This is a genomic window from Halomonas sp. DN3, assembly GCF_024137905.1.
GTDB lineage: Bacteria > Pseudomonadota > Gammaproteobacteria > Pseudomonadales > Halomonadaceae > Halomonas > Halomonas litopenaei.
This window is the reverse complement of record NZ_CP099965.1, coordinates 3,991,272-4,004,285: the sequence shown is the minus strand read 5'-3', so window position 1 is coordinate 4,004,285 and position 13,014 is coordinate 3,991,272. Positions and strand designations below refer to the sequence as shown.

Here is a 13,014-nt window from a genome sequence, read left to right as displayed (position 1 = left end):
TCAGCGCTCGAGGAAGGACAGGTCTTCGTCGGAACGGGCGGTCAGCACCTCGACCCCCGTCTCGGTCACCAGCAGGGTGTGCTCCCACTGGGCGGTCAGCCCCTTGTCCTTGGTCACGGCGGTCCAGCCATCGCGCAGTACCTTGGTGCGATGGTCGCCGACGTTGATCATCGGTTCGATGGTGAAGCACATGCCGGCGGCCAGTTCGATATCCGCCTCGGGGGCGTAGCCGTCATAGTGCAGCACCTGGGGGTCCTCGTGGAAGCCGGCGCCGATGCCGTGGCCGCAGAAGTCACGCACCACCGAATAGCCGTTGGCCTTGGCGTGGCTCTCGATGGCCCGGGCCAGCTCCGACAGGCGGGCACCAGGGCGTACCAGCGCCATGCTGCGGTAGAGGCACTCCTGGGTGACCCGGCACAGCCGCTCGCCCTGGATGGTCTCGCCGATGATGAACATCACGCTGGAGTCACCGTGGTAGCCGTCGGCGGTCCTTACGGTGATGTCCATGTTCATGATGTCCCCTTTCTTCAGCTTCTTGCTGTCGTCGGGGATGCCGTGGCAGACCACGTGGTTGATCGAGGTGCAGATCGACTTGGGAAAGCCGTGATAGTTGAGCGGCGCCGGGGTGGAGCCGAGCTCGTTGACGATGTAGTCGTGGCACAGCTTGTCCAGGTGGCCTGTGCTGACGCCGGCTTCCACGTGGGGGGCGATCATCTCCAGCACACTGGCGGCCTGGCGGCCAGCTTCGCGCATCTTCTCGATTTCTTCGGGCGTCTTGATGGGTACGTTCATGGAATCTCGGTCTGGGTGGTGTCGCCCCGGCGCAGGCGGCTGAGCCGAGTCGCTGGCTCGCGGCGACGATGACCGCGGCGACTCCGGGGAGGGACGCGTCGAGGTGCGCGAGACGTTGGGCGACTTCAATTCGAAGGTCATCCATGGTATAAAGCTGCGCGCTTTCCTGCAATCGCCGTTCCTTGCTGGTGTTTTCGTCGAGACCCTGGTCTTGCGATCGCCTGCAACGGAATAGCCCGCTGGCGAGCGACAAACAGTAGAAGAGGTCTCCATGACGGAGCCTCGCGCCTTGAAAACACACACGCACCGACACATGGTCCCGGGTGCCTGAGGGAAACCTCTGGTCGGATCCATGGGGTGCGTGGAGGCCTAACCCGATTTTTCAGGAGTCATCCATGGCACACGTCAATATGCGTGACCTGCTCAAGGCAGGCGCACACTTCGGTCACCAGACCCGTTACTGGAACCCGAAGATGGGCAAGTTCATCTTCGGCGCTCGTAACAAGATTCACATCATCAACCTCGAGCATACCCTTCCGGCGCTCAACGAGGCGATCGATGTGGTCGAGAAGATGGCCGCTTCCAACAACAAGATCCTGTTCGTCGGTACCAAGCGTAGCGCGAGCAAGATCATCAAGGAAGAAGCGAACCGTGTGAGTCAGCCGTTCGTCAACCACCGCTGGCTCGGCGGCATGCTGACGAACTACAAGACCATTCGTCAGTCCATCAAGCGTCTGCGCGAACTCGAAACCATGCACGAAGATGGCACCTTCGAGAAGCTGACCAAGAAAGAAGTCCTGATGGCCACCCGCGAGCAGGACAAGCTCGAGCGTTCCATCGGCGGTATCAAGGACATGGGCGGCCTGCCGGACGCACTGTTCGTGATCGACGTCGACCACGAGCGCATCGCCATCAACGAGGCGAACAAGCTGGGCATCCCGGTCATCGGTGTGGTCGACACCAACTCCGATCCGGACGGCGTCGACTACGTGATCCCGGGCAACGATGACTCCATCCGCGCCATCCAGATCTACGTCAAGGCCATCGCCGATGCCTGTGGCCGTGCGAAGGAAGGTCGCCCCGATGAGTTCGTCGAAGTGACCGACAGCGAAGGCGACGCCGCCGCTGCCGCTGCCGAGTAAGCTTCGGCCCGCCTGGGCCAGCCGATCGCGCAAGCGATCCACGCCGGACAGGCGCAAAGGGGGCCGTGGCCCCCTTTTCTCTACTTCAGGCCCGCGGTAATACCGAGGGTCTCTCCGACACCCAGGTCGAACCATTTAGAGGTGAATACCATGGCAGCTATCAGCGCCTCCCAGGTCAAGGAACTGCGCGAGCGTACCGGGCTCGGCATGATGGAGTGCAAGAAGGCACTCACCGAAGCCGGCGGTGACATCGAGCAGGCCATCGAGGATCTGCGCAAGAACTCCGGCCTCAAGGCCGCCAAGAAGGCCGGTCGTACCGCCGCTGAAGGTGTCGTCGTCACTCGTGTGGCCGAAGACGGTGCCTACGGTGTGATGGTCGAGATCAACTCCGAGACCGACTTCGTTGCCCGTGACGACAACTTCAAGGCCTTCGCCGACAAGATCGCCGACGCCTTCTTCGCCGCCAAGAGCGACGACGTGGCCGCGGTGACCGAAGGCGAGCTGGAAACCGCCCGCGAGCAGCTGGTGCAGAAGATCGGCGAGAACATCGGCGTGCGCCGTGCCGTCGTCGTCGACGCCGCTGAAGGCAACCTGGTGGGTGCCTATGTGCACGGTGGCCGCATCGGCGTGCTGACCGAGCTCAAGGGCGGCACCCAGGAAGCCGCCAAGGACGTGTCCATGCACGTTGCCGCGATCAACCCGACCGTGGCCCGTCCCGAGGACATGCCCCAGTCTGCCCTCGACGAGGAAAAGGCCATCATCCTGGCTCAGCCGGACATGGCCGGCAAGCCTGAGCAGATCGCCGAGAAGATGGTCCAGGGCCGTCTGAAGAAGTACCTGGCCGAGAACAGCCTGACCGAGCAGCCCTTCGTCAAGGATCCGAACCAGAGCGTGGCCGAGTTCGTCAAGGCCGCCGGTGGTGAAGTGGTCGGCTTCACTCGCTTTGAAGTGGGCGAGGGCATCGAGAAGGAAGAGGTCGACTTCGCCAAGGAAGTCATGGAACAGGCCAAGCGTAGCTAAGGTCCAAGGTTCCAAACTGTGCCTGCACAGTGTAATGATGGCGTGCGCGAAAGCGCACGCCTTCGTGTATGCGTCAGCGGTGGGTGTCTCGCGGCCTGACCGACCGCCACCCGACCCAGTCAAGCCCAAAGCGGAGAAATGCCATGAGCAGCGTCGATTCTTCCCCCCTGTCCAAGTCCGAGAAGCCCCGTGCCGCGGTGTCGAAGTACAAGCGCATCCTGCTGAAGCTCTCGGGTGAGGCGTTGACCGGGGATGCCGACTTTGGCATCGACCCCAAGGTACTGGACCGCATGGCGCTGGAGATCGGGCAACTGGTCGGTATCGGTGTCCAGGTCGGTATCGTGGTCGGTGGCGGCAACCTGTTCCGCGGTGCCGCTCTGCACGAGGCCGGCATGGAGCGCGTGACCGGTGACCACATGGGGATGCTGGCCACGGTGATGAACGCTCTGGCCATGCGTGATGCGCTGGAGCGCTCGAACATCCGTTCGCGAGTAATGTCGGCCATTCCCATGAGCGGCGTGGTGGAGCACTACGATCGGCGCACGGCGATTCGCTACCTGACCTCCGGTGACGTGGTACTGTTCTCCGCCGGTACCGGCAATCCCTTCTTCACCACCGATTCCGCCGCCTGTCTGCGCGGTATCGAGATCGACGCCGACGTGGTGGTCAAGGCCACCAAGGTGGATGGCGTCTACAACAAGGATCCGGTCAAGTTCGACGATGCCGTGAAGTACGACGAACTGTCCTATGATGACGCCCTCGATCAGAAGCTCGGGGTGATGGATTTGACCGCGATTTGCCTGGTGCGGGACCATGACATGCCGGTCCGGGTCTTCAACATGAACAAGCCTGGCGCCCTGCTCAACCTGGTGGTGGGCGGCAAGGAAGGCACGCTGATTCACAGAGGGTGACATCGTGATCAACGAGATCAAGAAAGACGCAGAAGCAAGAATGCAGAAGACCGTCGAGTCGCTGCATCACAACCTGAACAAGATTCGTACCGGTCGTGCTCATCCCAGCATTCTGGACGCGGTGCAGGTCGAATACTACGGTTCCATGATGCCGCTCAACCAGGTGGCCTCGGTCAACGTCGAGGACGCCCGCACTCTGGCCGTGGTGCCCTGGGAGCAGAGCATGGTGCCGAAGGTCGAGAAGGCCATCATGACCTCCGACCTGGGCCTCAACCCGGCGTCTGCCGGCAACGTGATCCGCGTGCCGATGCCGATGCTGACCGAGGAGACCCGCAAGGGCTACATCAAGCAGGCGCGTCAGGAGGCCGAGAACGCCCGGGTGGCGATTCGCAACGTGCGTCGTGACGCCAACAACGACCTCAAGGCGCTGCTCAAGGACAAGGATATCTCCGAGGACGAGGAGCGTCAGGGCGAGGACGAGATCCAGAAGATCACCGATCGCTTTGTCGCCGAGATCGACAAGACTCTGACCGCCAAGGAAGAGGACCTGATGCAGGTCTGAGGCGCCCTGGCGATACCCGTACCGGCCTGCCTGTGCGGCCTGGGCAGGGTCGCGATACCGAGCGGTCACGCCTGGCGTGGCCGGTCGGCCGCTGCATATGACAGTCGTCCAGCGATTCCTGGCGTCGACGTCAGCGGTCATACTGTCTGGACTCCCCCTTGGCTGGGATGCCCCGGGGTCTGATTCAACCGTCATGCGAGACACCATGAAGTCAACGCCGTCTCCCGAACTCCGCCCGTTACCGCCGCCGGCGAGCCTGCCTCGCCATGTGGCGGTGATCATGGACGGCAACAACCGCTGGGCCAAGGCGCGCGGCCTGTCTGGAGTGCGGGGTCACCACGCCGGCGTGGAGGCGGTCAGGGCCGTCATTCGTCGGTCGGCGGAGCGCCGCATCGAGACGCTGACGCTGTTCGCCTTCTCCAGCGAGAACTGGAAGCGCCCGGCGGCCGAGGTCAACGCCTTGATGGAACTGTTCCTGATGGCGCTCAAGCGTGAGGTCAAGAAGCTGCACGAGCATGACATCCGGCTGTCGGTGATCGGCGACACCTCGGGGTTTTCCTCGGCCATCCAGAAGCGCATCGAAGAGGCCGAGCGCCTGACCTGCGACAACCAGGGGTTGCGTCTGGTGATCGCCGCCAACTACGGCGGTCAGTGGGATCTTGCGCGGGCTGCGCGGCGGCTGGCCGAGCGAGTGGCCGCCGGCGAGCTCGACCCCGGCGACATCGACGAGCAGGCGCTGGCCGATCAGGTCAGTCTGAGTGACGCCGCGCCGGTGGATCTGTGCATTCGCACCAGCGGTGAGCGGCGCATCTCGAACTTCCTGTTGTGGCAGCTGGCCTACGCCGAGCTGTACTTCACGCCCGTCCTGTGGCCGGACTTCGATGGCGAGGCCTTCGATGACGCCCTGGAGGATTTCTGCCGACGCAAGCGTCGCTTCGGCATGACCGACGAACAGCTCGAGGCCCAGGGTGCTTAGACAGCGGATCATCACCGCAGCCTGGCTGGCGCCGCTGGCGCTGGCCGGACTGTTCGGTCTGGAGGGCGGCCCCTTCGCCCTGTTTACCGCCGCCATCGTGGTGCTGGCAGGCTGGGAGTGGGCCAATCTGGCGGGGCTCGAGCGCGGGGCCTCGCGCCTGCTGCCACCGCTGGTGCTGGCCCTTGGCATGGCGCTGCTGTGGCATTTCGGCCAGCACCTGGCGCTGTGGCCACTGGCCATCGGCGCGCTGGGCTGGGCGCTGAATCTGTGGTGGGTGCTCGGTCATCCTGGACGCAGCCATCAGTGGTCGTCCCAGGCGATGCGCCTGGCCATGGGAGCCTGGGTGCTGCTGCCGACCTGGGTCGGCTTCAATCTGCTGCGCGAGAGCGGCAGCGCCTGGCTATTGTTCGTGCTGCTGCTGGTGTGGGGTGCCGACATCGGCGCCTACTTTGTCGGGCGTGCCCTGGGGCGGCGCAAGCTGGCACCCAATGTCAGCCCCGGCAAGTCCTGGGAGGGCGTCTATGGGGGCATGGCGGTCACCGCTGCGCTGGCGCTGGTGTTCGCGCTGTGGCAGCAGCTGTCGCTGTCGGCCGGTCTGGCGCTGGTGGCGTTGACCCTCGGCGTGACCCTGGTGTCGGTGCTCGGCGATCTGCTCGAGAGTATGCTCAAGCGCCATCGCGGCCTCAAGGACTCCAGCGCGCTGTTGCCGGGGCACGGCGGGGTGCTCGATCGCATCGACAGTCTTACCGCGGCGGTTCCGGTGTTCGCCCTGTTCTTTACCTGGCTGGTGCAAGCATGACGGCATCTGCAGTTTCTGCCTCGTCCCAGAACTCCTCGACCACCATCAAGGGCGTCTCGGTGCTCGGTGCTACCGGCTCCATCGGGACCAGTACCCTGGACGTCATCGCCCGCCACCCCGACCGCTATCGGGTCCACGCCCTCACCGCCCATCGCTCCCGCGAGGCCCTCTATCGTCAGTGCCTGACCCATCGTCCCGACGTGGCGGTGCTCGGCACGCCGACCGACGCCGACTGGCTGGCCACGCAGCTGAAAGAGGCTGGGCTTGCCACCGAGGTGCGTCACGGCGAAGCGGCTCTGGCCGAGGTGGCAAGCGCCCCTGAGGCCGAGGTGGTGATGGCGGCCATCGTCGGCGCGGCGGGCCTGTTGCCGACGCTGGCGGCGGTGCGGGCCGGCAAGCGCGTGCTGCTGGCCAACAAGGAGGCCCTGGTGATGTCCGGGGCCCTGTTCATGAAGGCGGTGGAGCAAAGTGGTGCGGCGCTGCTGCCCATCGACTCCGAGCACAATGCGATCTTCCAGTGTCTGCCTGGCCAGCATCGTGGGGGACTCGGGCGCCACGGCGTGACTCAGCTGCTGCTGACCGCCTCGGGCGGCCCCTTTCGTGGATTCGATGCCGAGCGTCTGGCCCGGGTGACCCCGGATGAGGCCTGCGCCCACCCCAACTGGTCCATGGGGCGCAAGATCTCGGTGGATAGCGCCACCCTGATGAACAAGGGGCTGGAATTGATCGAGGCCTGCTGGCTGTTCGACGCCCGCCCCGAGCAGATCCAGGTGGTGGTGCACCCTCAGAGCGTGATCCATTCCATGGCCGCCTACAGCGATGGCTCGGTGCTGGCGCAGCTCGGCAATCCCGATATGCGCACCCCCATCGCCTACGGCCTGGCCTGGCCCGAGCGGATCGAGGCAGGGGTCGAGGCGCTGGACCTGTTTCAGGTGGCCAGGCTCGACTTCGAACCCGCCGACGAGGCCGCCTTTCCGTGCCTGCGGTTGGCCCGTGAGGCGATGGACGAGGGTGGGCTGCAGCCGGCGGTGCTTAATGCTGCCAATGAGGTGGCGGTCGAGGCCTTTCTCGACGGGCGGCTTGGGTTCACCGAGATCCCCCGGCTGGTCGAGGCGGTGCGCGCAGGTGCCCCCGGTGGTGGCGCCGATGATCTGGAGGCGGTACTCGCCGCCGACCATGACGCCCGCGCGCGTGCCCGTGCCTGGCTGGAGGCGTTGTGATGATCGCGCACCCGGTTGAACCTTTTGCCTTGGGCGCTGCCGGAGCCTGGGAAGCGGCGGCGACGGCGGCCGTCTTGATACAGCCAAGGAGGCTTGCGTGGGCCTGATTCAAAATATTCTGGCCGTGATCGTCGTACTCGGCCTGCTGGTCACCTTCCATGAGTTTGGTCACTTCTGGGTGGCGCGGCGTTGCGGGGTCAAGGTGCTGCGTTTCTCGGTGGGTTTCGGTAGCCCGCTGTGGTCGCGTTTCGATCGCCATGGCACCGAATTTGCCATCGCCGCGATTCCGCTGGGCGGCTACGTCAAGATGCTCGACGAGCGCGAAGGCGAGGTGCCCGAGGACCAGCTCGATCAGGCGTTCAATCGCAAGTCGGTGTGGGCCCGCATGGCCATCGTTGCGGCGGGCCCGCTGGCCAACTTCCTGCTGGCACTGGTGGCCTACTGGGCGCTGTTCGTCGCCGGGACTACCACGGTGGTGCCGGTGGTGGGTGACGTCACCCCGCAGACGCCGGCGGCCGAGGCTGGCCTAGAGTCGGGGATGGAGCTGACCGCCATCGGTGGCGAGACGGTGCGCTCCTGGGACGAGGTCAATCTCAAGCTGGTGGCGGCCATCGGCGCCAGTGGCAGCCTGGAAATCGAGGCCCGCGAGGAGGGCTCGAGTGCCTCCCGCAGCTATCGCGCGCCGGTCGAGAACTGGCTGGTGGGGCAGGACCCGCCAGCGCCTTTGGCAACCCTCGGTATCGCCCCCTGGCGTCCCGACATGCCTGCCGTCATCGGCCAGGTGATGGAAGGGGAGCCCGCGGCCGAGGCAGGGTTGCAAGCCGGTGATCGTGTGCTGAGTATCGACGATCGTGCGGTGAGTGACTGGCCTGATCTGGTCGAGCGTGTCAGAGCGCGACCCGGCCAGACGCTGTCGCTGGAGGTCGAGCGCAACGGCGAGTCGAAGGCGCTGAGTCTGACGCCGCGGATCAACCGGTTGGAAGATGGAAGCGAGATCGGCTATATCGGTGCCGGCGTTGCCCCGGTAGACTGGCCCCAGCAGTACCAGCGGGAAATCCGCTACGGCCCCCTGGACGCAGTGGGGCAGGCGGCCTCACGTACCGCCGAGATGACGCTTTTGACCTTCGACGCCGTGCGTAAGATGGTGGTCGGCCTGATTTCGCCGACCAATCTGTCCGGGCCCATCACCATCGCTCGGATCGCCGGTGACACGGCGCGTTCCGGGCTCGAGAGCTTCATCAACTTCATGGCCTATCTGTCGATCAGCCTTGGGGTGCTCAACCTGCTGCCGATTCCGGTGCTCGACGGCGGCCATCTGCTGTACTACCTGGTCGAAGCGGTACGTGGGCGCCCGGTGTCCGAGCGCACCCAGGCCGTTGGCCTCAAGGTCGGGCTGGCGCTGGTGGGCACCCTGATGATCATGGCCCTGTACTTCGATGTGATGCGCTTGTGGTAGAAGTTGCCCCCGCCATCGACGTGGTGCGTGCGCAACAACGAGCGCCCAGGTGAATCGCGCTTTGCCGGGGACGTCACCAAGCGAGACGCCGCCGCCAACTTGTCAGTAAGGCGGAGAAATGTATAAGGTGCCTGTCTGGACAGGTACGCTGACTCAACGCGAGCGAAACGACTGCATGAAAATCAAGACCATCGGATTGGCGACACTCTTGACCGCCTGTGCCCAGGTGGCGCACGCGGCCCCTTTCACCGTGTCGGACATTCGCGTGGAAGGCCTTCAACGGGTCTCTGCGGCTTCCGTCTTCAATGCTTTTCCCGTCAACGCTCGCGATCGAGTGGACGACAGTGAACTGGCCGAAGCGGCTCGCCAGCTGTTTGCCACCGGACTGTTCGAAGATATCCAGCTGGCCCGTGAAGGCGACGTCCTGATCATCCAGGTGGAGGAGCGCCCGACGATCTCGGCGCTGAATATCGAAGGCAACTCCCAGATTCCCGACGAGGACCTGCGTGCGGGCCTCAAGCAGGCCGGCATCAGCGAAGGCCAGGTGCTGCAGCTCTCGACCATCGACGAGATGAAGCGTGAGCTGGAAGGCCTCTACCAGTCCCAGGGCCGCTACAGCGCGCGCATCGACACCGAGCTTACGCCGGTGGGTCAGGGCCGGGTGCGGGTCGACATCAACATCAATGAAGGTGCGGTCGCCAAGATCCGCCAGATCAACATCGTCGGCAATGAAGCCTATTCCGACGAGATCCTGCTCGACGAGTTCGAGCTCGAGGACGATCCCGGTCTGTTCTTCGGCTGGTTCTCCGCCGACGAGTACTCCCGCGAGGCGCTGGCCGGTGACCTGGAGCGGCTGCGTTCCTACTACCTCGATCGTGGCTACGTGAACTTCGAGATCACCTCGAGCCAGGTATCGATCAGCCCCGACAAGTCGCGCATCTTCATCACCATCAACGTCAATGAAGGCAATCGCTACCGGGTCGGCGACATCAGCTTCGTTGGTGATCTCAAGGTGGCCGAGGCCGAGGCCCGCGAGCTGCTGCAGTTCGAATCCGGTGATATCTTCTCGCGCAGCGACGTGGTGGCGTCCTCCGAGGCCATGCGCTCGCGCCTGGGTGCGGAGGGCTTTGCCTTCGCCGAGGTCAACGGTATCCCCGAGGTGCGCAGCGACGGCGAGACGGTGGACCTGAGCTTCCAGGTGGCGCCGGGGCGTCGCGCCTACGTGCGGCGTATCCAGTTCGTCGGCAACACCACCACCAAGGATGAAGTGCTGCGCCGCGAGATGATACAGATGGAGAGCGCCCCTGCCTCCACCGAGGCCATCTCCCAGTCGCGCCAGCGCCTCGAGCGCCTTGGCTTCTTCAAGCAGGTGCAGGTGCAGACCGAGCCGGTCCCCGGCGAGAGCGACCAGCTCGACGTCACCTACACCGTCGAGGAACAGCCCTCAGGCTCGCTGTCGGCGAGTCTCGGCTTCTCCCAGAGTGCCGGCGTCATCTACGGCGCCTCGCTGTCCCAGAACAACTTCCTGGGTAGCGGCAACCGGGTCAATATCGGCGCCCAGAAGAGTGATACCTACACCAGCGTCAACTTCGGCTTCACCGATCCCTACTGGACCCTGGACGGCATCTCCCGCGGCTACAACTTCTACTACCGGGCCACGGACTACGAAGATTCCGACATCTCCACCTACTCCACCGATGCCCTCGGTGCCGGGATCAACTTCGGCTACCCGATCAACGAGCTGACGCGGATGAACTTCGGCGCCAATATCGAGAAGCTCGAGATCGACACCTACGACGACACCCCGTCGGAGATCAAGCGTTACGTGCTCGACGAGGGTGACGACGCCAGTACCCTGTCGGCCACCGGCAGCTGGACCCGCAACGACCTCAACCGCGGCATCATGCCGACGGCGGGTAATTACCAGCGGCTGTCGCTGGAACTCGGGGTGCCCGGCAGTGACGCCGAGTACTACAAGGCCAGGGCCCAGGCCAAGCACTTCTTCCCGTTCAACGAAGAGCAGACCTGGTCGTTGAAGTTCAGTGGCCAGCTGGGCTACGCCGATGCCATCAACTCGAGCGATCCCTATCCGTTCTACGAGAACTTCCTCGCCGGTGGCCTGGGCTCGGTGCGTGGTTTCACCGACAACACCCTTGGCCAGCTCACCACCGAACGTGAGGACGGTGATGACGAGACCCTCGGCGGTAACGTGCTGCTCGAGGGCAGCATGGAGCTGATCTTCCCGATGCCGTTCGTCGAGGACAAGCGCTCGGTGCAGCCGTCGCTGTTCGTCGATGCCGGTAACACCTTCCTCACCGAGTGCTACGACGTGCTGTCCGAGGACGAGGATCGCAAGAAGTGCAACTCCGGGGTGGAATTCAGCGATATACGCTACAGTGTGGGCGTGGGCGTCTCCTGGCTGACGCCGGTGGGTCCCCTGACCTTCAGCGTGGCCGAGCCGCTCAATGACGAGGACGAGGACGACACCCAGGTGTTCCAGTTCTCGCTGGGTCAGACCTTCTGATGAGGACAGGCGGCCTTCGCCGCTGGCTGGTGTGGTTGGCGCTGGCCGCTGCCCTGAGCAGCCCGGTGTCGGCATCGGCGTCCCAGGTGGCGGTGCTCGACTGGCGTCGCGCCGTGCTCGACACCGAGGCCGCCCGCAGTGCCATGCAGAGCCTGCAGCAACAGGTCGCACCCTGGCAGCGCGAGGCCGAATCGCTGCGCCTTGAGCTCGAGGCACTGGCCGACGACCTGGCGGCTGCCGAAGGGCCGCCGAGCCCCTCACGGGTTCAGGAATTTCAGCGAAAAGGGCAGCGTTTCGATCGCCTCAGACGTGATATCCTCGAGGCTCGCCAGGAAGCCGAACAGCGTTTGATAAGTCGCCTGGAAGGCAGGGTCGACCAGGCGGTCGCTCAGGTCATCGAGCGTCACGAGGTCGAGGTGCTGGTGACACCGGACGGTGTCCTGCACAGCGGTCGTGATCTGCCGGACCTGACGGCCGAGGTCACCCGGCTGCTCAACACGTACTGAGGGAATCGCCGACAGCGCCTGTCCCGAATTCCGTCGTCACCGCATTACGGTCATACATGAAATCGACACGTACACAGCCAAACCTCTCCGATATCGCCTCTCGCCTGGGCGCTCGCCTGCACGGTGACGGCAGCCAACGTATCGTTGGCCTGGCGACGCTCAAGGACGCCGGCCCCGATCAGGTGAGCTTTCTTGCCAATCGCGCCTATCTGAAGGACCTGCCGTCCACCCGGGCGGCGGCGGTGCTGCTTCACGCCGACCATCTCGACGCCTGCCCGGTGCCAGCGCTGGTGCTGGACAATCCCTACCTCGGCTACGCCGAGCTTTCGCGCATGCTTGACCCCCAGGCCGACGCGCACCAGCCGGGCATCCATCCCAGTGCGGTGGTGGCCGAGGACGCCAGTCTGGGTGCCGACGTCTCGATCGGCCCCAATGCGGTGATCGAGTCAGGTGCTCGCCTGGGGGATCGTGTGGTGGTAGGGCCCGGTTCGGTGGTCGGGGCGGACTGCGAGATCGGCGAGGACGGTTTCCTGCACGCCAACGTCACCCTCTATCACGGCGTGGTCGTCGGCAAGCGTGTCATCTTGCACAGCGGTTGTGTGATCGGTGGCGATGGCTTCGGTTTTGCCCACGACGGTGGCGGCTGGCGCAAGATCGCCCAGCTCGGTGGCGCGGTGCTCGGCGATGATGTCGAGGTCGGCAGTTGCTCGAGCATCGACCGTGGGGCGCTGGGTGACACCGTGATCGGCAATGACGTCAAGATCGACAGCCAGGTGCAGATCGCCCACAACGTGCACATCGGTGACCACAGCGCCCTGGCCGGCTGTGTCGGCATCGCCGGTTCCACCCGGGTGGGCCGCCACTGCATGCTGGGTGGCGGAGTGGGGCTGTCCGGCCACCTGACCATCTGCGACGGCGTCCAGGTCACCGGCATGAGCCTGGTGACCAACTCCATCCTCGAGCCCGGGGTCTATTCCTCGGGCACCGGGGCCATGGAAAACAGTCAGTGGCGCCGCAATGCGGTGCGTTTCAAGCAGCTCGACAGTATCGCCAAGCGGGTCAATCGTCTGGAGAAGCGAGGCTCCGGCGAGGCTTGAGGGGCGGGT

Annotated in this window: 12 protein-coding genes; 11 read left to right on the top strand and 1 reads right to left on the bottom strand. The window is 64.7% G+C overall.

Annotated features, from left to right (window positions below; genetic code table 11):
* Positions 1-792, bottom strand: a complete 792-nt coding sequence (gene map, locus NKF27_RS17225) for a type I methionyl aminopeptidase (protein WP_045991187.1) — start codon at positions 790-792, stop codon at positions 1-3.
* Between the two features lie 395 nt (positions 793-1,187).
* On the opposite strand from map, the gene rpsB reads away from it, so the two are divergent.
* From rpsB to lpxD, 11 genes are all read left to right on the top strand, one after another.
* Positions 1,188-1,934, top strand: coding sequence for a 30S ribosomal protein S2 (gene rpsB, locus NKF27_RS17220; protein ID WP_045991186.1), 747 nt, complete (start codon positions 1,188-1,190; stop codon positions 1,932-1,934).
* Positions 1,935-2,084: 150 nt separating this feature from the next.
* A complete protein-coding gene (gene tsf / locus NKF27_RS17215) occupies positions 2,085-2,954 on the top strand; it encodes a translation elongation factor Ts (protein WP_045991185.1) in 870 nt (289 codons plus the stop codon).
* Between the two features lie 143 nt (positions 2,955-3,097).
* Positions 3,098-3,865 (top strand): UMP kinase, encoded by a 768-nt coding sequence (gene pyrH / locus NKF27_RS17210; RefSeq protein ID WP_045991184.1) that lies wholly within the window; start codon positions 3,098-3,100, stop codon positions 3,863-3,865.
* Between the two features lie 4 nt (positions 3,866-3,869).
* Positions 3,870-4,427 (top strand): ribosome recycling factor, encoded by a 558-nt coding sequence (frr, locus tag NKF27_RS17205; RefSeq protein WP_045991183.1) that lies wholly within the window; start codon positions 3,870-3,872, stop codon positions 4,425-4,427.
* 205 nt (positions 4,428-4,632) lie between these two features.
* A complete protein-coding gene (gene uppS, locus NKF27_RS17200; protein WP_253553680.1) occupies positions 4,633-5,403 on the top strand; it encodes a polyprenyl diphosphate synthase in 771 nt (256 codons plus the stop codon).
* Positions 5,396-6,202 (top strand): phosphatidate cytidylyltransferase, encoded by an 807-nt coding sequence (locus NKF27_RS17195; protein ID WP_253553677.1) that lies wholly within the window; start codon positions 5,396-5,398, stop codon positions 6,200-6,202. Before uppS ends, NKF27_RS17195 begins: the two co-directional genes overlap by 8 nt.
* Entirely contained in the window at positions 6,199-7,422 is a 1,224-nt protein-coding gene (gene ispC / locus NKF27_RS17190) for a 1-deoxy-D-xylulose-5-phosphate reductoisomerase (RefSeq protein ID WP_253553674.1), read from the top strand. The genes NKF27_RS17195 and ispC overlap by 4 nt, the downstream gene beginning before the upstream one ends.
* 97 nt (positions 7,423-7,519) lie before the next feature.
* On the top strand, positions 7,520-8,878 hold the full coding sequence (gene rseP / locus NKF27_RS17185) for an RIP metalloprotease RseP (protein WP_253553671.1): 1,359 nt from the start codon (positions 7,520-7,522) through the stop codon (positions 8,876-8,878).
* 175 nt (positions 8,879-9,053) lie between these two features.
* Positions 9,054-11,402: an outer membrane protein assembly factor BamA gene (gene bamA / locus NKF27_RS17180; protein ID WP_181248592.1), complete on the top strand. Its 2,349-nt coding sequence runs from the start codon at positions 9,054-9,056 to the stop codon at positions 11,400-11,402.
* A complete protein-coding gene (locus tag NKF27_RS17175) occupies positions 11,402-11,908 on the top strand; it encodes an OmpH family outer membrane protein (RefSeq protein ID WP_253553668.1) in 507 nt (168 codons plus the stop codon). Before bamA ends, NKF27_RS17175 begins: the two co-directional genes overlap by 1 nt.
* Positions 11,909-11,964: 56 nt before the next feature.
* Complete coding sequence (gene lpxD / locus NKF27_RS17170) at positions 11,965-13,005, top strand: UDP-3-O-(3-hydroxymyristoyl)glucosamine N-acyltransferase (RefSeq protein ID WP_045991178.1); 1,041 nt, start codon at positions 11,965-11,967, stop codon at positions 13,003-13,005.
* The last annotated feature ends 9 nt before the right edge of the window (positions 13,006-13,014 follow it).

What these genes read in the sequence shown, in the direction of transcription:
- bamA (WP_181248592.1), top strand. Translation starts at nt 9,054, where the DNA reads ATGAAAATCAAGACCATCGGATTGGCGACACTCTTGACCGCCTGTGCC.
- map (WP_045991187.1), bottom strand. Translation starts at nt 792, where the DNA reads ATGAACGTACCCATCAAGACGCCCGAAGAAATCGAGAAGATGCGCGAA.
- lpxD (WP_045991178.1), top strand. Translation starts at nt 11,965, where the DNA reads ATGAAATCGACACGTACACAGCCAAACCTCTCCGATATCGCCTCTCGC.
- ispC (WP_253553674.1), top strand. Translation starts at nt 6,199, where the DNA reads ATGACGGCATCTGCAGTTTCTGCCTCGTCCCAGAACTCCTCGACCACC.
- uppS (WP_253553680.1), top strand. Translation starts at nt 4,633, where the DNA reads ATGAAGTCAACGCCGTCTCCCGAACTCCGCCCGTTACCGCCGCCGGCG.
- NKF27_RS17175 (WP_253553668.1), top strand. Translation starts at nt 11,402, where the DNA reads ATGAGGACAGGCGGCCTTCGCCGCTGGCTGGTGTGGTTGGCGCTGGCC.
- pyrH (WP_045991184.1), top strand. Translation starts at nt 3,098, where the DNA reads ATGAGCAGCGTCGATTCTTCCCCCCTGTCCAAGTCCGAGAAGCCCCGT.
- tsf (WP_045991185.1), top strand. Translation starts at nt 2,085, where the DNA reads ATGGCAGCTATCAGCGCCTCCCAGGTCAAGGAACTGCGCGAGCGTACC.
- rpsB (WP_045991186.1), top strand. Translation starts at nt 1,188, where the DNA reads ATGGCACACGTCAATATGCGTGACCTGCTCAAGGCAGGCGCACACTTC.